The following is a 25516-nucleotide window of genomic DNA, read 5'->3' as shown; positions in this document are numbered from 1 at the left end:
CATTGGCGTGAATTTTGCGCATTGACCTCTCCTGCGATTGCGGCTATTTGTTAGGTGTGGACGCAGAAGCGCTCCACTGTTTTCTTTCCACCTGACCTGAATAATGAGGGATACAAGGCATGAAGAGACAAAAACGCGATCGCCTGGAACGGGCACAATCACGTGGATATCAAGCAGGTATTGGCGGACGCTCTAAGGAGATTTGTCCGTACCAATCATTAGATGCCCGATCACACTGGCTCGGGGGTTGGCGACAAGCCATGGAGGACAGGGCCGTCACCGCTTAAGCGGCTCCCCTGTCAGAATAAGGAACGACCTCCGCTGCGCGCGGAGGTTTTTGTTTGTGGCTCTCTCAGCTGAACTTTAAAAGATCATAAAAAAACGGCGAGCACAGGGCTCACCGTTTGTCTGGCATGAACTGAAAGGGCTCTTAGAACGCCGCCGCGTCTTTGAACAGGCCGACTTTCAGATCCGTTGCAGTATAGATAACTACGCCATCAACCAGAACTTCGCCATCTGCAACGCCCATGATCAGTTTACGGTTGATCACGCGTTTGAAGTTCAGGCGGTAAGTGACAAGTTTAGCCGTCGGTAATACCTGACCGGTGAATTTCACTTCACCCACACCCAGTGCGCGGCCTTTGCCTTCGCCACCGAGCCAGCCCAGATAGAAACCTACCAGCTGCCACATTGCATCCAGACCCAGACAACCCGGCATGACCGGATCGCCGATGAAGTGGCAACTAAAGAACCACAGGTCAGGATTGATATCTAATTCAGCTTCAACATAGCCTTTGCCATGGGTGCCGCCATCTTCCTGCATCTTCACGATGCGGTCCATCATCAGCATGTTGCCTGATGGTAATGGAGGGCCGCCTGCACCGAACAGTTCACTGCGGCCAGAAGCTACGAGGTCTTCTTTCGTATAGGAATCGCGTTTATCTACCATGTTCTATGTAAGCCTTATTTTAATGAAGGGCGGAGCTTAGCTTACAGCTGTAAGCTGAACAACTCCGATCAGCTGTGGTTGAACCAGTTCAACCAGCGAAGAGGCCACGGATAGCGCGGGCCGCCCTGAGACGTGACAAGTGCAATACGCTGCTGAATTAATCCCAGCAAACTTGCACGCTCTTCTTCAGCTTCTCCTTCGTTGGAGTAAATCAGTCCGGTCAGGATAGGCAGCGCTTCGTCTGCGCTATCGACTGCCCATAAGTGAAACTGGCCGTCGCGAACGGCGTCAATCACCTGCGGATGCAGGCACAAATTACGCACGTTGCTGGTTGGCAGAATGACCCCTTGTTTACCGGTCAAACCGCGACGCTGACAAACCTCGAAGAAACCTTCGATTTTTTCGTTCACGCCACCAATAGGTTGCACATTCCCAAACTGATCGACAGAACCGGTCACCGCAATTTGCTGGTTAATCGGCTGCATCGACAGCGCACTAATCAGCGCGCAGAGTTCAGCAAGGGAAGCGCTGTCGCCGTCCACTTCACCGTAAGACTGCTCAAACACAATCGAAGCGGAGAAGGGCAGAGGCTGGTCGAGTTCTAACTCGGAGATCAGGAATGCCTGCATAATCATCATGCCTTTCGCATGAAGATTGCCGCCTAATTCTGCCTTGCGCTCAACGTCGGTAAATTCGCCGTCGCCGGTGTGTACGACACAACTAATGCGCGAAGGTTCACCTAAAGCACGCGGATGACCCGGATATTCCAGAACAGAAAGGCCGTTGATCTGCCCGACCACTTCTCCTTCAGTTTCTATGCGGATTTGCCCAAGCTCAATTTCATCCTGCATACGTTCCTGCAGGTAACTTTCGCGCCATGCACGTGCGCTGGACGCGGCTTCCAGCGCCTTGGCGCTCAGCAGCTCATCTTCATTATAAAGGGCTGCTTCACTGAGTTGCGCGTTCAGCCAGACCGGATCGAGCGTCAGACTGCCCTGATCGGTGCTCTGGCGGATTGCCAGCTTAAAGAATTCAGGCCATGCATCGGCAGCAAGGCGGGGAATTTCCAGCTCATCGGCCAGCGTGTTGACATATCCACACCAGGTTTCCATGTCGCTTTCTTCTGTCAGCGGCAGGTCAGCTTCAAATTCGCCATAAATGGCAGAATCCATCAGCTCCGGTTCCATGTCACTCAGATCGCCCAAAGAGAGACGGTCGCCAACCAGAATCAGACGGAGATCCAGTGGCATAGGGGGAATGGTAACCGGTAAAGGTTTAGTTTCATCCGGGGAAACCCAGTGATACATGCCTTCCGTGATCATCTGTTTCAGGCGAAGCCACATCAGCGGTTGAGCGATGAGTGTGCGGATAGACAGCACCAGAACACCGCCATTAACCTGATGAACCAGACCAGGTTCGAGCTGGATGAGATCTTTATGCACACGAACACAGCCAAACAGCTGCTCCGGCTCAAGCCACTCGCGATACTGGCAGGTGAACTTCGCAGCAAAAGCATCTTCCGCTGATTTTGCCGCGAGCAGGGTGACCTTACTGCCTTCAATATGATAGCGGTTGCCAGTCACTTCAGTGGGTTCAGGCAACAGATCGTTTACCGCCTGAGCAATGCGTGACAGATACTCACGGTTTTCCTGCGCCTTAAGCGTCATAAAGCGAGGGCGCGAGCGGGGATGACAAAACAGCGTTAAACCATTTTCCAGCCGGGGCTGTGTTCCAGCGAAATCGACAGGGGCTAACTGGGCTGCCGTTGCAAATATTGCCTCATAAGGCGCGGAGTCAGGCAGTAAAAGCTGCCAGTCAAGTCGGTTATTGGTCAATGTGTTAGCTGTTTTCTATAAAAAGGGAAAGAGCGATTATACAAGAATAAATCCGGCTGCATACAATGAGAGTCGCGACTGAACATGGCTTAGTGCACATTGCTGACCAGGTGCGCAAAAAACGGACAATATATGCAGGTTTATTTGGGGTGAAAATTGAAATAAAGCTGTTATGCTTAGTAAAGTTACGGGGTCACCGAAGAGTTCACGATGAAATATCAGCAACTGGAAAATCTTGAAAGCGGTTGGAAATGGAAGTACCTGGTGAAGAAACACCGGGAAGGTGAGCGGATCACCCGTCATCTGGAAAACAGTGCCGCACAGGAATCCGTGAACCAACTTCTCAGTCTGGAAAATGAGCCAGTGAAGGTCACGGACTGGATTGTGAATGACATGAATCCGGCGCTGGAAAACCGGCTTAAACAAACTATTCGTGCACGCAGAAAACGTCATTTTAATGCTGAACATCAGCATACCCGTAAGAAATCCATCGATTTAGAATTCCTCGTCTGGCAGCGGCTGGCAGGCCTTGCACAGCGTCGTGGTGCAACGTTATCGGACACCATCATTCAACTGCTTGAAGACGCAGAACGAAAAGAGAAATACGCCAACCAGATGTCTTCACTCAAAGAAGACTTACAGCAAATCCTCGGTAAACAAGATCTCTGAGCCTTTTTGTATTTCTGGCTGAAAGCTTTCTCCTGTTGTATTCGAATCGCTGAATTCAAAGTATAAAAAAACCCCGCCGAGGCGGGGTTTTTAGTATCTATCGTTAAAGCTAAAGAGTGTTATTAAGCCTGTGGCTGAGTAACAGTATCTTTGTAGCCTTTAACTTCGATTTCTACGCGACGGTCTGGTGCCAGGCAGTCGATCAGAGCAGCACGGCCTTTAACGGAGTCACAGGTAGAACCAGTAACTGGGTTAGATTTACCTTGGCCTTGTGCAGAGATTTTGTTCGCAGGGATACCTTTAGATACCAGGTAATCCACTACGCTCTGTGCACGTTGCTCAGACAGTTTCTGGTTGTATTGTTCTGAACCGATACGGTCGGTGTAACCCAGAACGATAACTGAACCGTCTTTAGGATCGATTGAACTCAACTGGCTGTACAGCTGATCCAGAGCCTGTTGGCCTTCTGGTTTCAGAGTCGCTTTGTTGAAGTTGAACAGAACGTCAGACTTCAGAGTGAATTTCTTAGTTTCCACAACTGGAGCTGGTGCTGGAGCTGGTGCAACAACTGGTGCTGCAACATCATCCTGACCGAAACGGTAAGAAACACCTACAGACAGCATGCCGTTGTCTGGACGTGCGCCAACAGTCTGCGCGTCGCCGATGTTGTTAACCCACTGGTAATCCAGACGGGTAGCCCAGTTTTTGGTCACTGCGTATTCAACACCAACAGCTGCCAGTGGAGAAACACCGGTGTCGTGATCGCTTACGCGCTCACCAGTACCACCGAAGTTACCTTTGGAGTCTGCACGCCAAACCATACCACCCAGACGGGTATACAGGTCCAGATCGTCAGTCAGCGGGTAGCTCAGTTTAGCAGCCAGCTGAACGCCTTGTGCTTTGAACGCGCCGTTGTTTACGCTGCCTTTGTAAGGCATGCGGCCAAGCCAGTCATATCCCATTTCAAAGCCCAGGTATTGGTTCGCTTGGTAACCCAAGAACGCACCTGCACCCAGTTGGCTATCGTGGGTAGGGCCGTTGCCGATACCTTCGTAAGCATTTGCGAAACCAGTGTCATGGTATTGGGACCAGCCCAATTTACCACCGGTATACCAGGTGTTATCTTTAGGGGCGGCTTGCGCTACGGTAGCGAAACCTGCCAGTGCCACTGCTAATGCGATAGCTGTCTTTTTCATTTTGCGCCTCGTTATCATCCAAATAGGCAATTGAGCTTTAAGCTTTAAGCCCTTGGTTAAAATCCTTACGCCAAGATTCTTGCTTCAATTAAGAACTTGCCACTTTACGTTGGCATTATAGAGCAACCTTGGCGTTGTAAAGTCTACAACGTGGCGCGAAACTTACAAGCTTGAAGTGTTAACACCGTGGAAAAAAAGGGAAAAACGTACACATTTCTTAACGGCTTTGACTAATTGTTGACAAAAACTGGAGATAATCTGAGGTCGGAATACCCATTTTTACTGGGTTTGAAGCCGGTTTCAGCACAAATCACTAAGTTCCGTACTATTTTCGTAGGAACATTCCTATTTTGAACTAATGGTATACAGAAGAGTGAATTTTTACTGTGGAGTGATGTCCACTAGCTGAATTCTGTTCATTTGTTGGCTTCATAATGAACCCATATGACCCTCCCTGACGTGCTGCAATTTGCAGTCTTTCTCTTTCTGAATCATTCAAATCGGGTAACCACCCAAGCACAACACTGTAATTCCCTGTGAGCAACGCTTTTTCCATTGCATCAACTGTAGACATCGCTGTGATTTGATTTACCTGCACCATTTTATCGACCGGCAAACCAGATTGAGATAACCAGTGACGGCTCAGTTTCTGCTGAGGCGTGAGCCACAACAACCAGCGGGATTGCATACCCAAATGCTGAAGCAGTGGCAGAAGTAACTGCGCAAATGCTGGCTGGCTCGCACTATAAACGAACTCCGTGATCAGACCATTATTCAAGGACGCAGACGAATTTACCTGTGTGTGGGCGACGGGCAAAGCAGACTGACTAAAATGATGATTTGTAAGATGTTGAGTGCGCATAGTGATATACCCCAGTAGGTTACTGTATGAATGTACAGTACTCTGGCGATGGGCAAAGATCAACCCAATTTTTCCAAGACATCTCGCAAATTTTGAAGGGAATATCCTCTGGCTGCATTTTATGTTTGTTGCCCATCTCTACATTGCGTATTTTGCTTTTAGCAGTACAGGTAACTTACATGGGATATATGGAATGAACATGAAAAGGATAACGCGATGATAAATCAATCAAAAAAAAGAGTGCTGGAGTGTCTGGAAATTTTTGCTTCTCTGGGGGACGTACGTGCCCGTACCCAGTTTGGCGGCTTCAGTTTATCTGCTGATGGAGCCATGTTTGCATTGGTCTCAGACGGAGAATTATATCTGCGCGCCAGTGCTGAAACTGAGGCACATTTTTGCCGGAAGAAGATGGAGAGATTGATTTATCGCAAGCGGGGAATGGATGTGAAGTTACGTTATTTCAAAGTTAATCCGGCGCAGTGGGACGATACCGAGGCTGTGCGGAAACTGGGTAAATACTCACTTAAAGGAATGCTGCGTGAAATCGAATTGCGCAAAAATAACGAAGCCGGGCGGCTTAAAGATTTACCGAATCTTTCTCTGGCTCTGGAGCGGTTGCTCTGGCAGGTGGGGATAGCAAATTCGGGCGATCTGCGCACACAAGGCGCGTGCAAGACCTACCTGAAACTCTGCGCAATGAAAAAGAAGAACCTGGGTATTAACTTGTTAATGGCGCTGGAGGGCGCCATTTTGGGATATCACGAGGCCGCTTTGCCGATGGCTTCCAGAGAAATACTGACTCAATGGTTTAACCACCAGCAAGAGCAGCCATTCGACACGATGCACTAAGTTTCACCGGATCCTGACGGGCTGTCAGTCATGGCTCTGAACGGGCAGAATTTTACTGTTAAGACTGGTGAGCTCTGGAAGATGGGCCACCAGCAATCCGATTTGTTGCAAGACAAGCTGTTCCTTGCTGTCTGAATCGGTCGTCCGCATCTGGATCCTTGCCGTCAGTTGCTCCAGAGCTTTTTCTATCCGCCCGGCTTCAGAAGGCAAATGGTGCAGTGCGCCATCAACACAGCAGACCGCGTCATCAAGCAATCTCAGGGTTTCGGTATCACCGAGTTTTTCACGATGCGCCCCCAGCGCTGAAATGAAACTCAGCATGGTGTGATTAAGACACAGCAAGCGAAACGCCGCTTCAAGCGTAGCTGGGTCGTTGTTTTTCTCCGAACTCATATTCGAAACCACCGATGCCAGTTCAGCATCGCAGTTATGCGCGTCACGCCGAGCCAGACGGTAATCCAGACTGTTATCTTTGCCCTGATGGTATTGCACTAATATCGCATCCAGATACCGGCAGTTTGCGTCGAACGTTTTGCTGACGACTTTATCAATCTGCCTGAATTTCCAGTCCGGCCAGATGAACGTCACGGCGGCCCATGCAATCGCACAGCCAATCAGCGTATCGATGATTCGGGGTATCGCAATCTCAAAACCTTCGCCCAGCAAGTTGAAGCACAGCAACACCAGCAGGGTGATGAACATCGTCGCCTGCGCGTATTGCACGGTGCGGAAGGCAAAGAACAATAATCCGCTGATCACAATCAGGATCATTTGCCCTTCAACCGACGGCACGAAGTATAAAATCGGAATGCCCAGAGCAATCCCGGCCAGTGTCCCGATGATCCTCAACGCCAGCCTGCGGCGGGTCGCGCTGTAGTTCGGCTGACAGACAAACAGGCTGGTCAGCAAAATCCAGTAACCGTGGCTCAGGCCGCTGACCTGAATGAACACGTAGCCGATAAACAGCACTACCGACATGCGCACTGCATGACGAAACAGAACAGACTGCGGTGTGAAATGCCGGGAAATGCGCAGCCAGATATCATCCAGCCCGGTGAGCTTATCGTCGACGAACGGACTTTTGCCTGTCTGGTTTTCCGGTAATGATTGCTCTGATTCGATATTCGCCAGCTGCGCGTCAATCGCGTGCAAATTCCTCAGAAGATGGCGAAGAGCCTGGAGCATTTCCCGGTGTTCGCCCTGATATTCCAGTCGTTTCAGCGCTTCTTCAAGACGGGAAAACGCCCGCTCGAACTGGCTGTTGTGCGTATATTTCTGGCGATACAGGATGCACTGGGAAAGCTGCAAACAGGCGCGGGCCTGCATACTCATCAGACGCTGAAAACGGAAAAGAATATCGCTGTGGTGAAACTGCTCGCTGAGTTTGAGGTATTTCACATGCGATGAGCTTGCGCGCTCATGAATATCCTGTACCACAAAATAATAGTGCAGGGTCCGGCGAGTACCTTTCTGTCCGCGGTCACCTTTCAGGCGGGTTTGCAGCGTATTTTTGGTCTGATTCAGCGTAGAAACCAGCTGGCCGTTAGCCATGGCCAGTTCCACCAGTTGCTGATTATTATCTTCCTGATCGGGGTCAAAAAGCGTCGCTTTAGCTTCCAGATAAGCCGCCAGCTGCGTGAAACAGCGGGAAATCTGATCCTGGAGCGGCCGGATAGGGAAAATAATATGCCCGGCCAGCGTCAGCAGGTTATACCAGATGGCGCCGGCGAGCAGGATCAGAGGCTGCTGATACCAGATGTGATACATACTGGTGCCGAGCATTGTATAAATCGCGATGAGCAACGCACCGAACGCAATCGTGGCATACCGTTGTCCAAGTGCGCCCAGCAGGATAAAACCGCAGGTTGAAATCATCAGCCCGGGTGCGAATAACCAGGGATAGGGAAACAGCAGTTCGATAGACGCTGAAGCGATAAAAAAGCAGACCAGAGTGATCAGCAAATTGCGTAAGCGACCTGCCAGACGATCGTCCAGATCGGCCAGCGCAGCCGCTACCACGCCGAGCGTCAGAGGGATGGTCAGCGTTATCTGACCCAGCCACCAGGGCATTGCGGCGGCACCCGCCAGCGCAATGAAAATCCTGATGTGGTAAAGCACATTGCTGTTATAGGCATAGCGCCTCAAACCCGGTGCAATAGAAAGCACGGAAAAACCCCACGGTTAACATCAAAAATGAAAAATCAGCGAATGCGTCCGTTTTTTAGCTGACGGCTGGCATTGGCTTCACGAACTTGTTTTGCCAGTTCGACGGAGACCACTCTTCGCCCTACCGGCCAGAGCGCGATGGCTGCGATTTTAAAGTTCGCGATGCCCACCGGAATACCGATAATGCTGATACATTGAGCGATGCCGGCCAAAATGTGTGACAAGCATAACCACCAGCCGAAAAAAATAAACCAGAAGATATTCAACAGGGTTCCGCCACCGGACATCAGCGCGCTGCGTTTTTCCGGGTATAATTCGTCAACATGCACCGCTTCATTGCCAAAAGGCATCAGTGAAAGACGGGTGATCTCCCAGCAAGAGCGGGTCAGCGGCAGGGTGAATATCAGCACAATGCTCACCAGCGTGGCGAATAGCCAGGCGAGGGTGGTAAAAAAACCGCCTAAAACGAAGTTAAGAATATTGAGTACAGTGCGCATATCGACTCTTCCCGAAGATATTAATAAGTTGAAAAATTTCAGGTTAACTAAAAAGAAACACCGTCTTATTCTACCCTGTTTTGGAATGTGGATCGCCTCTGCAAATCAAAGGTAAACTCTTAAAACGACTTGCATGTAAAATAAGAAATATTACTTTTCCGTCAGGAATTAAAGAGAAAAAACGGTGTGATGATATGGAATTGAAATCGACCTCTTTCGGGAAACATCTGGCGCAGCATCCCTATAACCGGGTGCGTCTGCTTAACGCGGGCGTAGAAGTCAGCGGCGACAAACATCACTACCTGATCCCTTTTAATCAGCTTATCCAGATCCGCTGTAAACGCGGCATTGTCTGGGGCGAGCTTGAATTTGAATTGCCCGAGGCAAAAGTTGTCCGCCTGCACGGCACTGAGTGGCAGGAAACGCAGCGTTTTTATCAGCACCTTCTCAAAATCTGGCAGGCCTGGAGTGATGAGATGAGTGGCGTCAGCGCGGGCGTTCTGCACGGGCAAATTGAAAAAATCACGCACATTGAAGAACAGGATAAGTGGTTTAAAAGCGCCGATCTGGCTGACGTCCAGAAAGACATCACCGGGGCATTTTCCGCCATTCCTGTCCCCGTCGGGCGTCTCAATGATTTCGATAATTGCCGCGAAGATTATCACACCTGCTTACGCTGGCTTGAGCAGGGAAAACGCAGCGTCGATAAACGCAATCTGGCCTGGACTGACCGGGTGATTGCGGAAAATCAGGACTTCTTTGATACCGTCGAAGTTTCTCCGCTAAATGAAAGTCAGTGTCGCGCGGTAGTGAATGGCGAAGACGCGGTTCTGGTGCTGGCAGGTGCTGGCAGCGGCAAAACCTCGGTACTGGTGGCGCGCGCAGGCTGGTTGCTGCACCGTCAGGAAGCGGTACCGGAGCAAATTCTGTTGCTGGCGTTTGGACGTCAGGCCGCGGATGAAATGAACACGCGTATAAAAGAACGTCTGCATACCGACGGGATCAAAGCCAAAACGTTCCACGCGCTGGCTTTGCAGATTATTCAGGAAGGCAGCAAGAAAGCGCCAAAAATCAGCAAACTGGAAACTGATGCGAAAGCGCGCCGCAGCCTGCTTATCAAAACCTGGCAGGAACAATGCGCTGGCAAGAAAGTGCAGGCCAGCGGCTGGCGGCAGTGGATGACCGATGAGCTTGAATGGGATGTGCCGGAAGGGGATTACTGGAAGAATAAACCGCTGGCCGAACGTCTGGGCAGCCGTCTTGAGCGCTGGCTGAGTCTGATGCGTACGCACGGCGGGAGCCAGGCCGAAATGATTGAGAGCGCACACGAAGACGTGAAAGACCTGTTTTCTAAGCGCATCCGCCTGATGGCTCCGTTACTGAAAGCCTGGAAAACGGCGCTGAAAGAAGAGGGCGCGGTGGATTTCTCCGGGCTTATTCATCAGGCTGTGAACATTCTGGAGAAAGGCCGCTTTGTCAGCCCGTGGAAACACATTCTCGTCGATGAATTTCAGGACATTTCCCCGCAGCGCGCGCTGTTGTTGTCGGCATTGCGCAAGCTGAATAAGCGCACCAGTCTGTTTGCGGTGGGCGATGACTGGCAGGCGATTTACCGTTTCAGCGGTGCAGAGCTTTCCCTGACCACCGCTTTCGCAACACACTTTGGCGAAGGGGCTCAGTGCGCGCTGGATACCACTTACCGTTTCAACGACCGCATCGGTGAAATCGCCAATAAATTTGTTCAGCAGAACCCTTATCAGCTGAAAAAACCGCTGAACAGCCTGACGAAGGGCAACAAGAAAAACGTGGTGATCTTGCCGGACGAACAGCTGGAAAAGCTGCTGGATAAGCTCAGTGGCTATGTCACTGCCGATGAAAAAATTCTGGTGCTGGCGCGTTATCACCATTTACGGCCGCAGATTCTTGAAAAGGCCGCTACCCGCTGGCCTAAGCTGAATCTTGAATTTATGACGATCCACGCCAGTAAAGGTCAGCAGGCGGAATACGTCATTATTGTCGGCCTGCACGAAGGCAACGACGGCTTCCCGGCACCGGCGCGTGAATCGGTGCTGGAACAGGTCTTATTGCCGGAACCGGAAAACTTCATGGATGCCGAGGAACGGCGGTTACTGTATGTGGCGATGACCCGTGCGAAGCATCAGGTCTGGTTAATGCAGGATAAAGCACGCCCTTCTGTTTTTGTGGAGCAGCTGGAAGATATCGGCGTTCCGGTGCAACGAAAACCCTGACAACACAACGCCCGGCAAATGCCGGGCGTTGTGTTGATGAAGGTGTGACGAATACGCAGTTGTGCGCATCATTCTTTCAAACGTGCCCACAAGTAACGCTGATAATCAGGGATAGTAATATCCACTTCTGACTGGAAAAGCGGCGACGCAATCAGGAAATCCGCCGTCGCCACATTGGTGGCGACCGGAATATTCCATACAGTTGCCAGACGCAGCAGGGCCTTAACATCCGGGTCGTGAGGAACGGCATTGAGCGGATCCCAGAGGAAAATCAGCAGATCAATTTTCCCTTCCGCAATCAGTGCGCCAACCTGCTGGTCACCCCCCATCGGGCCACTCAGCATGCTTTTTACCGTAATCCCGGTGCTACGCTGAACCATATTTCCGGTGGTGCCGGTGGCATAGAGAACGTGTTGCGACAGTTCAGCGACGTTTTTATCCACCCATTTCATCAGGGTATTTTTGCAGTGGTCATGCGCGACCAGGGCAATGTGTTTTTGTTTGGCGATCGTACGGGTCGTGTATTCCATCTAATTCCCTTCAACGCGTAAGTAAGAGTGGCTCACAGAATACTGAAACTCCGTTTTACTGCATAGCGTGGGGGCAACAAATCGACGTTAAGAAAGAGAATGCGTGATGCAGATTAAGTTACGACGCGCGTTCTTGTTTTTCCGGCAGTTTAAACCAGAGTAAAAATTGTTCGATACCGGCATTGGCGGCCAGACGCGTCCAGAGCGGATGAAGATAAGCGATGGAAATTTGCGAAGGAACATCACTTGCCAGCGCTGATTTTCTGTCGGTATTACCTCGGGCAAAAGAAGGTACGGCAGCGCGTGCACCGGATAAGTTATACGTCATCATGAGCTTTTCAGCGGCAGCCGTATTACCCGGGGTAAACAGGCTCAGGACATCGCGTTGGGTTACCAGAGTTTTTCCCTGATCATCCACCAGCTGATAATTCATTTGCTGACTGAACTGGGCGGTGTCTTTTTCATTGCTCAGCGAAGGCAGGATGAAAGAAACCGAGCGACTTCCTTTGGCATTGAATGTGACGATCAATGCCGGAGAGTGATAAATCTGCGCGTTTTGCGCAGCAGCAGGGTGCAGATTCTTGCTGACCTGAAACAAAATCTGATGCTGCCCGCCATCCAGCTCAAGGCTGTCCGCGCCTTTCAGAATAGCGCCAGACATCTGTTTGCCGTCGATAACCAGCACATCCACATCCGCAGACAGTTTGAGTGAGGTCGCAGAAGCTGACGCCATCAGGCTGAAGCTCGCTAATGCGACCAGCGCACGACAGACTTTCATTCTTCTCTCCTCAGACACACCATTGCTCATCCTCCATTATTCAGTAATGGTGATTGTGTGTCAAAGTTTTACAAAATGTTTTAATTTCACATAAGGCAATTCTGCACACCGATCCTTTTTGCGCCGGGCCCTGTCGAAACTGTCAGGCTGCGTTACACTTAGCGGATACAGGTCAAAAGGAGATAACCCCGTGCAAGACAATGATATTCGCAAAATTCTTGAGGACGTAAAAACGATCGCTCTGGTGGGTGCCAGCGACAATCCTGGCCGCCCGAGTTATGGCGTTATGGCTTATCTGCTTTCTCAGGGATATAAGGTTATTCCGGTCAGTCCGAAACTGGCAGGGCAGGAACTGCTGGGGCAAAAAGCGGTGGGATCGCTGGCTGAAATCGCAGAACCGGTGGATATGGTCGATGTTTTCCGTAACGCGGAAGCCGCTTACGGTGTAGCGCAGGAAGCCATCGCAATTAAAGCAAAAGTGCTGTGGCTGCAACTGGGCGTGATCAACGAACAGGCCGCTGTGCTGGCAAAAGATGGCGGGCTGAAAGTGGTGATGGATCGCTGTCCGAAAATTGAAATCCCGCGGCTGGGTATGGAAAAGTAACCGCCGCAGGCAGTGATTAGACGAAAAAAAACCGGCCAAAAATAGCCGGTTTTTCATTATGCGGGCGCGGGATAATCAGTTGCGCAGACGCGGTGCCTGTAACTGACTGCGGATAGAAGCGGCCAGGTCATCCAGAGACGTTTGTTCCGGGTGCGAGCGGGCAGCTTCATGATCAATCTGAATTTCTGCCAGATACGTGTGTACCGGCTGGCCTTCTTCATCTTCCATTACCACGTGATACCAGGGCGCGGCACGCATTGAATCGTCAGCGGCGACGTCATCGACGCCGGGTTTTTCGAGTGAATATTCAGCGTCGACATCAATTACCACGCCTAAATAGCCTAACAGTCTGTGGCGAACCTGCTGGCCGATACCGTATTTGCTGGCAATCATAGTCATCTCCCAAAATCATCATTAATCTCTATATGGAGATAAAATGTGCTATTTCAAGTTTTGACCGCTTAATCTGCTAAAAATTCTGCGACGCGCTGCCGGAACAGCACGTCGTGATCATCGGATTAATTCATCACCAGACAGGCGAAGCCCTTCAGGTACAAACCTTCAGGATACGCGCCGGTCACCGGGTGATCGGCAGCCTGACGGAACTGCTCCACGAACTGAATTTCCCGGCCGGCATCCAGTGCGGCGTCAGCGAGGATTTTCTGGAACAAATCGGTTGGCAGCAGGCCGGAACAGGAGAAGCTCAGCAGAATTCCGCCCGGACGCAGCAACTGAATCGCCAGCATATTAATATCTTTATAACCACGACAGGCGCTTGCCAGCTGGTTTTTGTTCTCAACAAATTTCGGCGGATCCATCACAATCATGTCGAACTGCTGGCCTTCCGTGCGGTATTTACGCAGCAGCTGGAAAACGTCTTCGCGGACGAATTCGGCTTTCGATAGATCCAGTTTGTTCAGCTCAACGTTCTGACGCGCAACGTCAAGCGCGGCCTGAGAGGTATCTACGTTAGTGACTTTGGTGCAGCCGCCCATCAGCGCAGACACGGCGAACGCGCCGGTGTAGGAGAAACAGTTCAGCACATTGCGGCCAGCTGCGTAGCTGCGTGCAGCAAAGCGGCTGTCGCGCTGATCAAGATAGAAGCCGGTTTTATGGCCTTCTTTGATATCAACCAGCAGGCTCATACCGTGTTCCTGAATCGGCAGCAGGGCAGGGGGTTCTTCACCGACGACGTGACCCTGAACCAGCTCCAGGCCTTCTTTTTTACGCACCGCAACGTCGGAACGATCCCAGATGGCGCATTCCGGATAGCAGTGTTGCAGCGCGGCAATCAGAGGTGCGCGCTGGTATTCTGCACCAGCAGATAGCAATTGCAGCACCAGGAAATTCTGGAAACGGTCAATGGTGATGCCCGGCAGACAGTCGGATTCACCGGCAATCAGACGGTAGCCGTCCAGCCCGTCACGTTTGGCGATATAATCACGCCAGCTTTGCGCCTGCTGTAAACGGCGGATGAAGAAATCAATATCGATGTCTTCATCTTGCTTGAAAGTCCAGACACGGGCACGGATCTGGGATGACGGCGAATAAGCACCGCGCGCCAGCCATTTCCCCTGACTGTCTACAATATCAATAGTGTCGCCGGAATTGGCTTTACCCTCGACGCGCTGAACAGCGCCGGAAAACACCCATGGGTGGCGGCGTAAAAGTGATTTTTCGCGGCCTTTGGCCAGAATTAAACGTGCAGTCATAAAATTAGGTTCTGTCGGTTCGGAGACAAAAAAGAGCGACATTGTCCGGTCATGCAGGTGAAATTGCAACGAACCATACCGCTAACGGAGAGAAATATTATGGCAAAAGTCAGTATAGCCGCCTATGTCTACGGCAGGGTGCAGGGGGTCGGTTTTCGTTTTGCGACACAACATCAGGCTACCGGGTTAGGGCTGACCGGTTATGCAAAAAATCTTGAGGACGGCAGCGTCGAGGTGGTGGCGTGCGGCGAACAGGAGAAAGTGGATCAGCTGCTAGCCTGGCTGAAACAGGGCGGCCCGAAACATGCGCGGGTTGATCGCGTGCTGAGTGAGCCCGCCGCTCCCGGTCATTACACCGATTTCAAAATCAAATACTGAAGCATTACAGGCATTTTACCGGTTTTGGCAGGCCTGCGATTTTTGTCGCCTGTTTGGCCGGGCCTTTCGGGAACAGCCTGAACAGATAGCGGCTGTTGCCTTTCTCTTCACCGTATTTCTGTGCCATCGCTTTCACCAGCATGCGCACGGCCGGTGATGTATTGAATTCGAGATAAAACCCGCGCACAAAACGCACCACTTCCCAGTGCGCATCGGTAAGCTGAATGCCTTCTTCTTCTGCCAGCAGCGGTGCCATGCCTTCCTGCCAGTCATTACTGTTTTTCAGGTAACCCTGAGCGTCGGTTTCTATTACCTGACCGTCGAATTCCAGCATACAACCTCTGACCTGTAAAAATGCAGCCGACAGTTTAGCAAAAAGCCCCGTCTGACAAAATAAAAAGCCCCGCACGGTGGCGGGGCTGGAACGAATTACGTGTGTAATCAGTTACGTGATGACATCCCGAGAATGCTCAGCAGGCTGACAAACACGTTGTAGAGCGACACATACAGGCTGACCGTGGCGCGAATATAGTTGGTTTCGCCGCCGTGAATAATATTACTGGTCTCCCACAGGATTGCGCCCGCTGAGAACAGAATAAACAGGCAACTGATCGCCAGTGACAGCGCCGGAATTTGCAGGAACAGGTTCGCGATCACCGCCACCAGCAGCACAACAAAGCCCGCCATCATCATGCCCGACAGGAACGACATGTCTTTTCGCGTTGTCAGCACGTAAGCCGAACAACAGAAGAAGACCAGAGCCGTACCGCCAAGCGCCAGCATAATAATGTCACCGGCACCCACGGAAAGCAGGGAACTCAGCAACGGTCCGAGCGTATAGCCCATGAAACCGGTCAGCGCGAAGGCTGATAAAATACCCGCCGGGCTGTTCGCCGTGCGGTAAGTCAGGAACATCAGGCCATAGAAACCGACGATAGTCAGCAGGAAGCCTGGTGCAGGTAAGCGGAGAACTGTACTCGCCGTCGCAGTGATCGCCGAAACGCCGAGCGTCAGTGCTAACAGGAAATAAGTATTACGCAACACCCGGTGTGTGCTTAACAACGAGCCTGCGCGTGATGACGTAGAGGCAGCGTAACGATCCATAATAAAATTCTCACTTTTAACAAAACGTTGGAGTCGGTGAAAATACAGTCAGACTGGAGTGTAAGTAGTTGCGTGACGTCATTAAAGACGTTTTACCCTTCTTTACCTCTCTAAGCGCCGCCAGGCGGGGTTTCCTGATGCCAAAATCGCCGTAATGATGCTTAAATCGCCGCTTAAGAACCGAATGCCTGTTTTTCAGGCAATTGAATGTAATCAGGCTTTACAACCCGATCGGCTATGTTTATAGTTCGCTTCGTTGCGGAGGGGTGGCCGAGCGGCTGAAGGCACCGGTCTTGAAAACCGGCGATGGGAAACCATTCAAGAGTTCGAATCTCTTCTCCTCCGCCATATACAACACAAGAAAGCTGCTAAGAAATTAGCGGCTTTTTTTGTCTCTGAAATTTGTGAAGCTGATTTAAATGCTCATTAAATCAACAAAGTAGACTGAAAATAATGTTTGCATCTTTTTTCCGGTCTTGTATACTACGCCCCGTACTGAACGACTGACGTCGCGAAGTGCTTGTTGTTTACGGAGGGGTGGCCGAGCGGCTGAAGGCACCGGTCTTGAAAACCGGCGATGGGAAACCATTCGAGAGTTCGAATCTCTCCTCCTCCGCCATAAACAACACATTGAAGCTGCTAAGCAATTAGCGGCTTTTTTTGTGTCTGAAATTCGTCTCACTCCGCAATGGCTGTATTTTCTTCGCCCGCTTCTATCTGCCCGTATTGCCGTGGCGAACAGCCGAGCGTCCGTTTAAACGCCGTGCTGAATGCACTTTCTGATTCATAACCCAATGACAATGCCACGGTGGAAACCGGCTCGTTACCGTTTGCCAGCCGGTCTCCGGCCAGCAACATGCGCCAGCGCGTCAGATATTCCAGCGGCGCGCTGCCGACGGCTTGTTTAAATTTCAGTGAGAAGACTGAGCGCGACATGCCTGCGCGTTCTGCCAGCGTCTGAACCGTCCACCGGTGCGCGGGATTTTCATGCATCGCGTTCAGTGCTTTCGCTAATTGCTTATCCGCCAGTGCGGCAAACCATCCGCTGGCCCCGCGTTCTGGCGCGTTATCGACGTGCATCCGCAGCGCCTGCACCAGCATCATGTGCGCCATATGCTGCGCGATAAGCAAACCGCCGGGGCGTTCGTCGCGCAGTTCCTGCATCATCTGTTCCACCGCCCAGCGCAAACTGTCTTTGTCGGATTCTTTTGAGATATGCACAACCGGCGGCAGCATCGCCAGCAGGGTCGGGGCGTTGGCTCCGCTGACGGCAAAACGGCTGCCGGTCAGGAAGAAATCTATGCCGCCATTACACGACACCGTGCCGCCGCCGCGCGCCTGTTCAAAAATCGGCCCTGCATCGACCGGTGAAATACTCAGATCGCTGGCAAGCCGGAAAGGGCGGCCGCTGGGCAACACGAAACAGTCTCCGGCTTTAAGATGGACCGGTTCAGGCACCGATTCGACGGCCAGCCAGCATTCGCCGGTAATAATCGCATTGCATTTAATTGACTGATAATGAGAAGGAAATTGCACGGACCAGTCTCCACCGGCTTCAAAACCTTTGGACATATAGCTGCGTGGTTTGAGCAGCGACAACACATCAGAAAGTGGATCCATCAACGACTCCGGACGATTACAAAGATATTACGGACATTAGCGCATAGATCGTCTTTTCTCCAGCCCCTATATTTCATGGCGTAGTCTTTCATTTTTTCAGAGAACACAGAGGAAATTGCCATGCGTGTATTTGTAACAGGAGCAACAGGTTTTGTCGGTTCTGTGGTCGTGGAGGAATTGCTGCGCGCGGGCCATCAGGTGCTCGGGCTGGCCCGTTCGGACGCGTCAGCGCAGGCGCTGAAAGGGGCCGGAGCCGGTGTGATTCGCGGCAGTATTGAAGATCTGCAAAGCCTGAAAGCAGGCGCGGCGCAGTCCGACGGCGTGATCCACACTGCGTTCATTCATGATTTTTCTAAATTTATTGAGAACTGCGAAAAAGACCGGCTGGCAATAGGCGCGCTGGGAGAGGCGCTGGCGGGAACGGAAAAACCGCTGATCGTGACGTCCGGCACGGCGCTGGTGAATAACGGCCAGCGGGTGACGGAAAAGGATTTGCCGGATCCGCAGGGCGGAAATCCGCGCGTGGCGTCCGATCTGGCCGTCGCCGCGCTGGCAGAACAGGGCGTGCGGGTTTCGCTGGTGCGCCTGCCGCCGTCCGTGCATGGCGCGGGTGACCACGGTTTCGTGCCGATGATCATTGCAATGGCGCGGGAAAAAGGCGTGTCGGTGTACATTGGCGAAGGCAAAAATGTCTGGCCTGCGGTTCACCGGCTGGACGCGGCGAAAGTGTTCCGGCTGGCGCTGGAAAAGGGCGCGCATAATGCGGTTTATCATGCGAATGCCGAGGAAGGCGTGCCGTTCCGCGAGATTGCAGAAATGATCGGCAGACACCTGAATATTCCGGTGGAAAGCAAAACGGCAGAAGCCGCCGCGGCGCATTTTGGCTGGTTTACCCACTTTGCGGGGCTGAGTAATCCGACGTCCAGCGAACTGACCCGCAGGGTTTTAGGCTGGAAACCCGAGCATCAGGGCTTGCTGAAGGATATCGATACCGCCGGATACTTTGATTAATTCCTCACGCAAATCAGGCTGCGTTTGCAGCCTGATTTTAACGTCTCGCCGTGGTTTTTATGGTGTTAATTGCCTAAAAAACGCCCCGACTCACAAATCGGGAAGATAAAAACAATCCCTCATTGCCTGTCTGACGTTATGCGTTATGTTGATTTTTAGTTTCTCAAATGTAACTAGAGGTTAACAATAATGTCTAAAAAATTACGTCTGTCTCTGATTGCTGCTTCTGTACTGATGTCTTCCTCCGCAATGTCTGCCCTGCCGCAGGGCTATCCTGCGGATTACCAAAAAGTCGTCGATGCCGCGACCAAAGAAGGCAAAGTGGTGGTGTATTCCACCACCGACACCAAAGCTGCCGGCCCGCTGATCCAGGGTTTTGAGGCCACTTATCCGGGCATTAAAGTGGAATATAACGACATGAACAGCACCGAGCTGTACAACCGTTATATCAGCGAACAGGCGGCGGGCGGCACCAGCGGCGACGTGGTCTGGAGCTCTTCCATGGACACCGCGCTGAAGCTGGCGACTGATTACGCGCAGGAATACAAATCGCCTGAACAAGGCCAGTTGCCGAAATGGGCGGTGTGGAAAGACAAAGCCTACGGCACGACCTATGAACCGGTGGTGTTTATTTATAACAAACGCCTGATCCCGGCCGGTGATGTGCCGGATTCCCATGCCGCACTGGCAAAACTCATCGCCAGCCAGACCGAGAAATTCAACAAAAAGGTCACCACTTACGATATTGAGAAATCCGGCCTTGGCTTCATGCTTTCCGTGCAGGATTTCAAAGCCGATCCGAACTATTTCAAAACGCTGGCTGACGTCGCCAAAGGCGGTTTAGCAGTGCAGTCTTCCACCGGCACCATGATGGAAAGGGTGTCTTCGGGTGAAAACCTGATTGGTTTTAACATTCTCGGTTCCTACGCCGAAGCCCGCGCCAAAACCGATCCGTCGCTCGGCATTTCCTATCCGAAGGATTACACCCTGGTGCTTTCGCGCGTTTCCTTCATCAGCCAGCAGGCCAAAAATGACAACGCCGCCAAACTGTGGCTGGACTACGTGTTGTCTGAAAAAGGGCAAACCATTCTGGCAAATCAGGCTGACATTCCGTCAATCCGCAACGATATCGAAGGTAAAAACGACATCGACGGCCTGACCAAACTGCTAGGCAATGCGCTCAAGCCAATCCCGGTCGATGAAACCCTGCTCGAATACCTGCAACAGAAAAAGCGTCTGGACTACATCAAAGAGTGGCGCGCCGCAGCACAAAAATAAGACTCACGGAGGCGTCCGCGCCTCCTGTTCTCTTACCTGATTTCGCTGTTCAGGGTTCCTAACCGAAGGGAAGTAACATGAATGCATTGCGCAGAAAGTGGCAAAGCTTGCCGCGTGGCATTGTGGTGCTGATAACCGCGCTGGTTATCTACATTCCGTTGTCGTTCATCGTGATACAAAGTTTTCTCTCCGCTCCGTTCTTTTCCCCGTCAAAAGAGTGGAGCCTCGAGTCTTTCGGATTCATTTTCACCGATCCGGATTTTTATAAGGCGCTGAGAAGCGGCTTTATTCTGGCCTTCGGGCTGGTGGTGATCGCCATTCCGCTGGGCGGTATTCTGGCGTTCCTGATGGTGCGCACCGATTTGCCGGGCCGCCGCGTGATTGAACCGCTGATCCTGGTGCCGATTTTCGTCTCGCCGATGGTATTAGGTTTCGGTTACGTCGTCGCCGCCGGGCCGGTCGGGTTCTTCTCGCTGTGGGCGCAGTCGCTGATCGGGTTTGTGCCGTGGAACATCTACGACATGTCGAGCATCGTGGTGATTGCCGGGCTGACGCACGTTCCGCACGCTTATCTGTACATCTCCTCGGCGCTGCGCAGCGTGGGTTCGGATGTGGAAGAAGCCGCGCGAACCGCCGGTGCCTCGCCGCTTCAGGTCATGACCGCCGTCAGTCTGCCGATGGTGCGTCCTTCCATTTTATACGCCACCGTATTGCTGTTTTTCCTCGGGCTGGAAGTCTTCGGGCTGATGCTGGTTCTCGGCGACCCGGAAGGCAACATGGTGCTGGCAACTTACCTGTATCAGCTGACCAACAAACTCGGGACGCCGTCTTATCATCTGATGGCCGCCGTCGCGGTGGTGCTGATTTGTATCACCATTCCGCTGGTGATGTTGCAGCGCCGCCTGATGCGAACGGCGAACCGCTTCGTGACCGTCAAAGGCAAAGCCTCTCAGGCGCGGGCGTTGCCGCTCGGGAAATGGCGCTGGGTGGCCGGTGCGGTGGTGGCGTTCTGGCTGACCGTCACGATTGGTGTACCGCTGCTCGGCGTGATGCTTCGCGCGTTTATTTCTAACTGGGGCGTGGGTGTTTCCCTGTGGGATGAGCTGTCGTTCAACACCTTCCGCACGATCTGGGAACAGCCGAACCTGCTGCGCGCGATCGTCAACTCGATGGCAATTGGTGTCATCGGTGGTGCGCTGGCGGTGGCCTGTTATCTGTTTATCGGCATTGCGATGCACCGCAAACCGGACGGCGTCACGCGTTTCCTCGATTACAGCGTACTGGTACCGCGTGCGGTGCCAGGCTTGCTGGCCGGTCTGGCATTTTTGTGGGTATTTCTGTTCCTGCCGATGTGGCTGGATAACGCGCTCAAATCCGGCTGGCTTTCCGGGATGCCGTGGTCGCAATGGCTGCGCGACAACCTGGTGGTCTGGCTGCGTTCCCTGCGCAGTACCATTTTCAGCGTCTGGCTGGCCTACACCGTGGTGTGGATGGCGTACGGTCTGCGGCTGATCTCCTCCACGCTGTTGCAGGTCGGCCCTGAACTGGAAGAAGCGGCGCGCAGCACCGGCGCAACGCGCGGGCAGATTACCCGCCACGTCACTATCCCGTTGTCGCGCTACGGCCTGATTGGCTCGTGGTTGCTGATGTTCCTGATTTTCGAGCGCGAATATTCCACCGGTGTGTACCTCTTATCGCCGGGTACAGAAACCATCGGCTCAATGCTGGTTTCCCTGTGGGCGGCGGGTGCGATAGACATCGTTGCCGCGCTCTCCTTTATTAACATCCTGCTGGTGGTGTTAGGTCTGGGTATTGCCCTTCGTTTTGGAGTCAAATTACATGATTGAATTATCGGTCGAGAATCTGCACTTAACCTACGGCGACAACCCGGTGCTCAAAGGCGTGTCGATGGATCTCAAACGCGGGGAAGTGGTGTCGTTGCTCGGGCCTTCCGGCAGTGGCAAAACCACGTTATTGCGCGCCGTTGCCGGGCTGGAAAAGCCGACGCAGGGCACCATTATCATCGGCAAAAACAAAGTCTACGACGGCACGCCGCGCAGCGAAATTCCTGCGGAAGAGCGCAACCTCGGGCTGGTCTTCCAGTCTTATGCGCTGTGGCCGCATAAAACCGTGTTCGAGAACGTGGCGTATCCGCTGAAACTGCGCAAAATCGCAGCGGGTGAAATCACTCAGCGCGTGCAGGATGTGCTGAATCAGCTCGGGCTGGGGCATCTGGGCAAACGCCATCCGCATCAGCTTTCCGGCGGACAGCAGCAACGCGTGGCGATTGGCCGGGCGCTGGTCTACAACCCGCCGGTGATTTTGCTCGATGAGCCGCTCTCCAACCTGGATGCCAAACTTCGCGAAGAAGCCCGCGTGTTCCTGCGTGAGCTGATCATCAAGCTGGGGCTGTCGGCGCTGATGGTCACGCACGATCAGAACGAAGCGATGGCGATTTCCGACCGCATTCTGCTGCTCAATAACGGCAAAATTGAGCAACAGGGCACGCCGCAGGAAATGTACGGTTCGCCAAAAACCTTGTTTACCGCGGAATTTATGGGCAGCAATAACCGCCTGCACGGGAAAATCACTGAAGTCCGCGACGGCAAAGCGCGGATCGAAGGCAGCGGCTGGACGCTGTGGGGGCAGGCGGGCGACGGCGTGCAAGCCGGTCAGGAAGGCACGGCGGTGATCCGCGTTGAGCGCGTGGTGCTGGCGGAGGGTCCGGGCGATAATCAGCTGGAATTACCGCTGCTCACCAGCATGTACCTCGGCGACCGCTGGGAGTATCTGTTCCGCACGTCCGGCGATGATTTTGTGATCCGTGCGTACGGCGCTGATGTGCGCGATCCGCAGCATTGTCATCTGTCTTTGCCGGAGCAACATGTGTGGATCTTCCCTAAACAACAGGGAAGCACTCAGGGCGCTTGACACAAACAAGGGGAATCGACAGATTGGTTCCCCTTGTTTGTTTAAAACGGTTTTTCCATGACTCAGATTTCATCTTCCACCGCTAACAGCACCTTAAAAATTGTCAGCCTGGCCGACGTTCCTCAGTATCTGGACGTCGTGACCGAATACCTTCACGGCGAATGGTCTGACTTTCCTCACTGGGCCCAGAAAGAGTATATCCGCCAGCGGCTTATACAGCGGATGAACAGTCGCGGACGCCAGTGTGTGCTGATTGCGCTTGATGAAAATGAGCAGGTTGTGGGCACGGCGGGCGTGATGCGTTACGAACTCAGCGATGTCGCGGAACGCAAATACTGGCTGGGCGAAGTGTTTACGCCGCGTCATCTGCGCGGAAAAGGGATTGGTACGGCGCTGGTTAAAGCCTGTATCAGCCGCTCGCGCGATGCCGGGCTGGAAACGCTCTGGCTGTACACGCCGGATCAGCAGGGGCTGTACGGGCGTCTTGGCTGGCAGGAAGTGGAAAACCGCGAAGTCGATAATGAACAGGTCACCGTGATGCAGCGTTCGCTCCGCTGAAGCTATTCATGCTCTTCCATTCAGGGGAACCGCGTCCTGCGGTTTCCTGAAATATTTCTGTCATTTCTTGCGCGTAAAATTCTGCTTCTTATCCAAATAATGCAGAATAATCATGATATTAACGTCTCATTCACGTATTGGTAAAATACCTTTCAACAGATTATTTCGATCTGTTTTCACAAAGCGTCCGCGGGGAATACTTTTCGGGGTAATTTGCGTTATCGCCCTGTTTTCTGCTTTACAGATTTTCTCCACCGTTGTGCTCACCAACATTCTTCAGGACGCGCGCAATAACGTTATTGCGACGGAAAACCTGCGTCAGCAACAGGCGGTGATGGATAAAGCCCGCATGGAGCTGCTGATGGCCAGTGACAAACTCAACCGCGCAGGCATTTATTACATGCAGGATAAAGAAACCGGTTCTGACGGCAGCTGGCACAGCCTGATGCAGGAGTCGCTGGATTCCCTGACCGCCTCGCAAAAAGCGTTTGCCCGTTTCGACGGCATGACGAAGAACGCCGACAAAGCCACCGCCGAGCTTAAAGCCAGCTACCAGATGTTCTTTGACGGGCTGCGCGAACAGTCGGACGGTCTGCAAAAAAACAACACCATTGATTCCTTCTTTGAAGTGCCGGTTCAGGCATTTCAGGATGATTTCAGCCAGAAGTATTACGCCTATCTGGAGGTCAATGAACACACGGCGGTGTCGCTCAGCGACCGTTTGCTCAGCTCGCTGACGCAGGCAAAAACCTTATTTATGGGCGCGCTGGTCATTCTGGCGGTGATCGCCGTTCTGGTCTGGCGCGGCGTCACGGCCTGGGTAATCCGCCCGCTGCAACGGATGATCGGGCATATCAGCGTGCTGGCCGCCGGGGATTTATCCCGCGACGTCGAAGACGATCATTCGCGTGTGATTGAAATGCGCGAACTGGGCGTAAGCCTGCGCAACATGCAGCGCGGCCTGCAAAAACTGGTCAGCGAAGTGCGCGATGCGTCCTCGCACATCATGCTTAACATCAACCAGATGGCGAAAGGTAATGAAGAACTTTCCGCGCAGGCGGCCATTCAGAGCGAAGAACTGAAAGCGGCGACCGAACACATCACCCATCTGAATGATCGGGTCAAAGAAAATGCCCTGCACGCGCAGCAGGCCAGTAAACGCGCCGAACAGGCAAAAGGCGTGGCGACGCGCGGCGGCGAAGTCATGGGGCAGGTGGACACGGCGATGAAAGAGATTGTCAGCCAGTCGACGGAAATGAGTAGCATCGTGTCGATGATCGACAGCGTGGCGTTCCAGACCAACATTCTTGCGCTGAATGCGGCCATCGAAGCGGCGCATGCCGGGCAGCACGGGCGCGGCTTTGCGGTGGTGGCAAAAGAAATCGGCCTGCTGGCGCAAAAAAGCAGCCATTCCACACGCGGCATTCATCAGCTGATTGACGATTCCGTAGAGCAAATCGGACGCGGATCGGCGTCTGTCAGCGTTCTGAGCCAGAGCCTGGAGGAGATTATTAACATCTTCAACGGTCTGAGCGCGCTGGTGAATGAAATTTCAGAAGCGACGTTGTATCAGGGGCAAAGTGTTCACGATGTCTCCGAACGGATCACCGCGCTCAACCATGTGACGCTGCAAAACGGCAAACTGGCCGATCACGCGGCGGCATCTTCCCAGCAATTACTCGACCAGTCACAGCGGCTGGAAAGGGCGGTGGCGCGCTTCGGGCTGGCAGCGGCGTAAGT

25 protein-coding genes and 2 tRNA genes are annotated in these 25516 nt (G+C 52.7%); 14 read left to right on the top strand and 13 right to left on the bottom strand.

What is annotated here, in order from left to right; genetic code table 11:
- Nucleotides 1-119: 119 nt before the first annotated feature.
- Nucleotides 120-287 (top strand): ribosome modulation factor, encoded by a 168-nt coding sequence (gene rmf / locus GW579_RS06005; protein WP_013574871.1) that lies wholly within the window; start codon nucleotides 120-122, stop codon nucleotides 285-287.
- Nucleotides 288-430: 143 nt separating this feature from the next.
- On the opposite strand, the gene fabA is transcribed toward rmf, so the two are convergent.
- Both fabA and GW579_RS05995 read right to left on the bottom strand, forming a co-directional pair.
- The gene (gene fabA / locus GW579_RS06000) at nucleotides 431-949 is read right to left on the bottom strand and encodes a bifunctional 3-hydroxydecanoyl-ACP dehydratase/trans-2-decenoyl-ACP isomerase (RefSeq protein WP_165058072.1); all 519 of its coding nucleotides are present in this window, start codon (nucleotides 947-949) and stop codon (nucleotides 431-433) included.
- A gap of 68 nt (nucleotides 950-1017) precedes the next feature.
- Nucleotides 1018-2784 (bottom strand): AAA family ATPase, encoded by a 1767-nt coding sequence (locus GW579_RS05995; RefSeq protein ID WP_165058070.1) that lies wholly within the window; start codon nucleotides 2782-2784, stop codon nucleotides 1018-1020.
- 210 nt (nucleotides 2785-2994) lie between these two features.
- On the opposite strand from GW579_RS05995, the gene matP reads away from it, so the two are divergent.
- Nucleotides 2995-3453 (top strand): macrodomain Ter protein MatP, encoded by a 459-nt coding sequence (matP, locus tag GW579_RS05990; RefSeq protein WP_165058068.1) that lies wholly within the window; start codon nucleotides 2995-2997, stop codon nucleotides 3451-3453.
- A 122-nt stretch (nucleotides 3454-3575) separates the two neighbouring features.
- Here the strand turns inward: matP and ompA are convergent, their stop codons facing one another.
- Together ompA and sulA are read right to left on the bottom strand one after the other, a co-directional pair.
- A complete protein-coding gene (gene ompA / locus GW579_RS05985) occupies nucleotides 3576-4649 on the bottom strand; it encodes a porin OmpA (RefSeq protein ID WP_152324706.1) in 1074 nt (357 codons plus the stop codon).
- A gap of 355 nt (nucleotides 4650-5004) precedes the next feature.
- On the bottom strand, nucleotides 5005-5511 hold the full coding sequence (gene sulA, locus GW579_RS05980; protein ID WP_165058066.1) for an SOS-induced cell division inhibitor SulA: 507 nt from the start codon (nucleotides 5509-5511) through the stop codon (nucleotides 5005-5007).
- Nucleotides 5512-5727: 216 nt separating this feature from the next.
- On the opposite strand from sulA, the gene GW579_RS05975 reads away from it, so the two are divergent.
- Entirely contained in the window at nucleotides 5728-6360 is a 633-nt protein-coding gene (locus GW579_RS05975) for a TfoX/Sxy family protein (protein ID WP_165058064.1), read from the top strand.
- Between the two features lie 24 nt (nucleotides 6361-6384).
- Here the strand turns inward: GW579_RS05975 and yccS are convergent, their stop codons facing one another.
- Both yccS and GW579_RS05965 read right to left on the bottom strand, forming a co-directional pair.
- Entirely contained in the window at nucleotides 6385-8526 is a 2142-nt protein-coding gene (gene yccS, locus GW579_RS05970; protein ID WP_165058062.1) for a YccS family putative transporter, read from the bottom strand.
- Between the two features lie 35 nt (nucleotides 8527-8561).
- Complete coding sequence (locus tag GW579_RS05965) at nucleotides 8562-9023, bottom strand: YccF domain-containing protein (protein ID WP_165058060.1); 462 nt, start codon at nucleotides 9021-9023, stop codon at nucleotides 8562-8564.
- A gap of 194 nt (nucleotides 9024-9217) precedes the next feature.
- Here GW579_RS05965 and helD point away from each other — a divergent pair, with 194 nt between their 5' ends.
- Nucleotides 9218-11272, top strand: a complete 2055-nt coding sequence (gene helD / locus GW579_RS05960; RefSeq protein ID WP_165058058.1) for a DNA helicase IV — start codon at nucleotides 9218-9220, stop codon at nucleotides 11270-11272.
- Nucleotides 11273-11340: 68 nt separating this feature from the next.
- On the opposite strand, the gene GW579_RS05955 is transcribed toward helD, so the two are convergent.
- Together GW579_RS05955 and GW579_RS05950 are read right to left on the bottom strand one after the other, a co-directional pair.
- Nucleotides 11341-11802, bottom strand: a complete 462-nt coding sequence (locus GW579_RS05955; RefSeq protein ID WP_152324124.1) for a methylglyoxal synthase — start codon at nucleotides 11800-11802, stop codon at nucleotides 11341-11343.
- 118 nt (nucleotides 11803-11920) lie between these two features.
- The gene (locus GW579_RS05950; RefSeq protein WP_152324123.1) at nucleotides 11921-12580 is read right to left on the bottom strand and encodes a YccT family protein; all 660 of its coding nucleotides are present in this window, start codon (nucleotides 12578-12580) and stop codon (nucleotides 11921-11923) included.
- A 190-nt stretch (nucleotides 12581-12770) separates the two neighbouring features.
- Between GW579_RS05950 and GW579_RS05945 the strand changes: the two genes are divergently transcribed.
- Nucleotides 12771-13184, top strand: a complete 414-nt coding sequence (locus GW579_RS05945) for a CoA-binding protein (protein ID WP_152324122.1) — start codon at nucleotides 12771-12773, stop codon at nucleotides 13182-13184.
- Between the two features lie 75 nt (nucleotides 13185-13259).
- On the opposite strand, the gene hspQ is transcribed toward GW579_RS05945, so the two are convergent.
- Nucleotides 13260-13577, bottom strand: coding sequence for a heat shock protein HspQ (gene hspQ, locus GW579_RS05940; protein WP_104921500.1), 318 nt, complete (start codon nucleotides 13575-13577; stop codon nucleotides 13260-13262).
- A gap of 125 nt (nucleotides 13578-13702) precedes the next feature.
- Nucleotides 13703-14896 carry a 23S rRNA (cytosine(1962)-C(5))-methyltransferase RlmI gene (gene rlmI / locus GW579_RS05935; RefSeq protein WP_165058056.1) on the bottom strand — a complete coding sequence of 398 codons (1194 nt, stop codon included), beginning with the start codon at nucleotides 14894-14896 and terminating at the stop codon, nucleotides 13703-13705.
- 99 nt (nucleotides 14897-14995) lie between these two features.
- On the opposite strand from rlmI, the gene yccX reads away from it, so the two are divergent.
- A complete protein-coding gene (gene yccX / locus GW579_RS05930) occupies nucleotides 14996-15274 on the top strand; it encodes an acylphosphatase (protein ID WP_165058054.1) in 279 nt (92 codons plus the stop codon).
- A gap of 4 nt (nucleotides 15275-15278) precedes the next feature.
- Here yccX and tusE read toward each other — a convergent pair whose 3' ends face one another.
- Nucleotides 15279-15608 carry a sulfurtransferase TusE gene (gene tusE / locus GW579_RS05925; RefSeq protein ID WP_152324119.1) on the bottom strand — a complete coding sequence of 110 codons (330 nt, stop codon included), beginning with the start codon at nucleotides 15606-15608 and terminating at the stop codon, nucleotides 15279-15281.
- Between the two features lie 107 nt (nucleotides 15609-15715).
- Nucleotides 15716-16378 carry an FtsH protease modulator YccA gene (gene yccA / locus GW579_RS05920; protein ID WP_152324118.1) on the bottom strand — a complete coding sequence of 221 codons (663 nt, stop codon included), beginning with the start codon at nucleotides 16376-16378 and terminating at the stop codon, nucleotides 15716-15718.
- A 260-nt stretch (nucleotides 16379-16638) separates the two neighbouring features.
- Here yccA and GW579_RS05915 point away from each other — a divergent pair.
- Together GW579_RS05915 and GW579_RS05910 are read left to right on the top strand one after the other, a co-directional pair.
- Nucleotides 16639-16726: transfer RNA gene (locus GW579_RS05915), tRNA-Ser, on the top strand.
- Between the two features lie 183 nt (nucleotides 16727-16909).
- A tRNA-Ser gene (locus tag GW579_RS05910) sits at nucleotides 16910-16997 on the top strand.
- Between the two features lie 59 nt (nucleotides 16998-17056).
- Here GW579_RS05910 and GW579_RS05905 read toward each other — a convergent pair.
- Nucleotides 17057-17998 carry an AraC family transcriptional regulator gene (locus GW579_RS05905; protein WP_165058052.1) on the bottom strand — a complete coding sequence of 314 codons (942 nt, stop codon included), beginning with the start codon at nucleotides 17996-17998 and terminating at the stop codon, nucleotides 17057-17059.
- A gap of 120 nt (nucleotides 17999-18118) precedes the next feature.
- Here GW579_RS05905 and GW579_RS05900 point away from each other — a divergent pair, with 120 nt between their 5' ends.
- From GW579_RS05900 to GW579_RS05875, 6 genes are all read left to right on the top strand, one after another.
- On the top strand, nucleotides 18119-19009 hold the full coding sequence (locus GW579_RS05900) for an SDR family oxidoreductase (RefSeq protein WP_165058050.1): 891 nt from the start codon (nucleotides 18119-18121) through the stop codon (nucleotides 19007-19009).
- 189 nt (nucleotides 19010-19198) lie between these two features.
- Entirely contained in the window at nucleotides 19199-20287 is a 1089-nt protein-coding gene (locus tag GW579_RS05895; protein WP_152324115.1) for an ABC transporter substrate-binding protein, read from the top strand.
- A gap of 77 nt (nucleotides 20288-20364) precedes the next feature.
- Nucleotides 20365-22134 carry an ABC transporter permease gene (locus GW579_RS05890; RefSeq protein WP_101075872.1) on the top strand — a complete coding sequence of 590 codons (1770 nt, stop codon included), beginning with the start codon at nucleotides 20365-20367 and terminating at the stop codon, nucleotides 22132-22134.
- Nucleotides 22127-23218 (top strand): ABC transporter ATP-binding protein, encoded by a 1092-nt coding sequence (locus GW579_RS05885; RefSeq protein WP_152324114.1) that lies wholly within the window; start codon nucleotides 22127-22129, stop codon nucleotides 23216-23218. Before GW579_RS05890 ends, GW579_RS05885 begins: the two co-directional genes overlap by 8 nt.
- A 57-nt stretch (nucleotides 23219-23275) precedes the next feature.
- On the top strand, nucleotides 23276-23776 hold the full coding sequence (locus GW579_RS05880) for a GNAT family N-acetyltransferase (RefSeq protein WP_152324113.1): 501 nt from the start codon (nucleotides 23276-23278) through the stop codon (nucleotides 23774-23776).
- 112 nt (nucleotides 23777-23888) lie between these two features.
- A complete protein-coding gene (locus GW579_RS05875) occupies nucleotides 23889-25514 on the top strand; it encodes a methyl-accepting chemotaxis protein (RefSeq protein WP_165058048.1) in 1626 nt (541 codons plus the stop codon).
- The last annotated feature ends 2 nt before the right edge of the window (nucleotides 25515-25516 follow it).

The sequence above is a fragment of the Rahnella contaminans genome (assembly GCF_011065485.1).
GTDB classification, from domain to species: domain Bacteria; phylum Pseudomonadota; class Gammaproteobacteria; order Enterobacterales; family Enterobacteriaceae; genus Rahnella; species Rahnella contaminans.
This window is presented reverse-complemented; position numbering and strand designations above follow the sequence as displayed.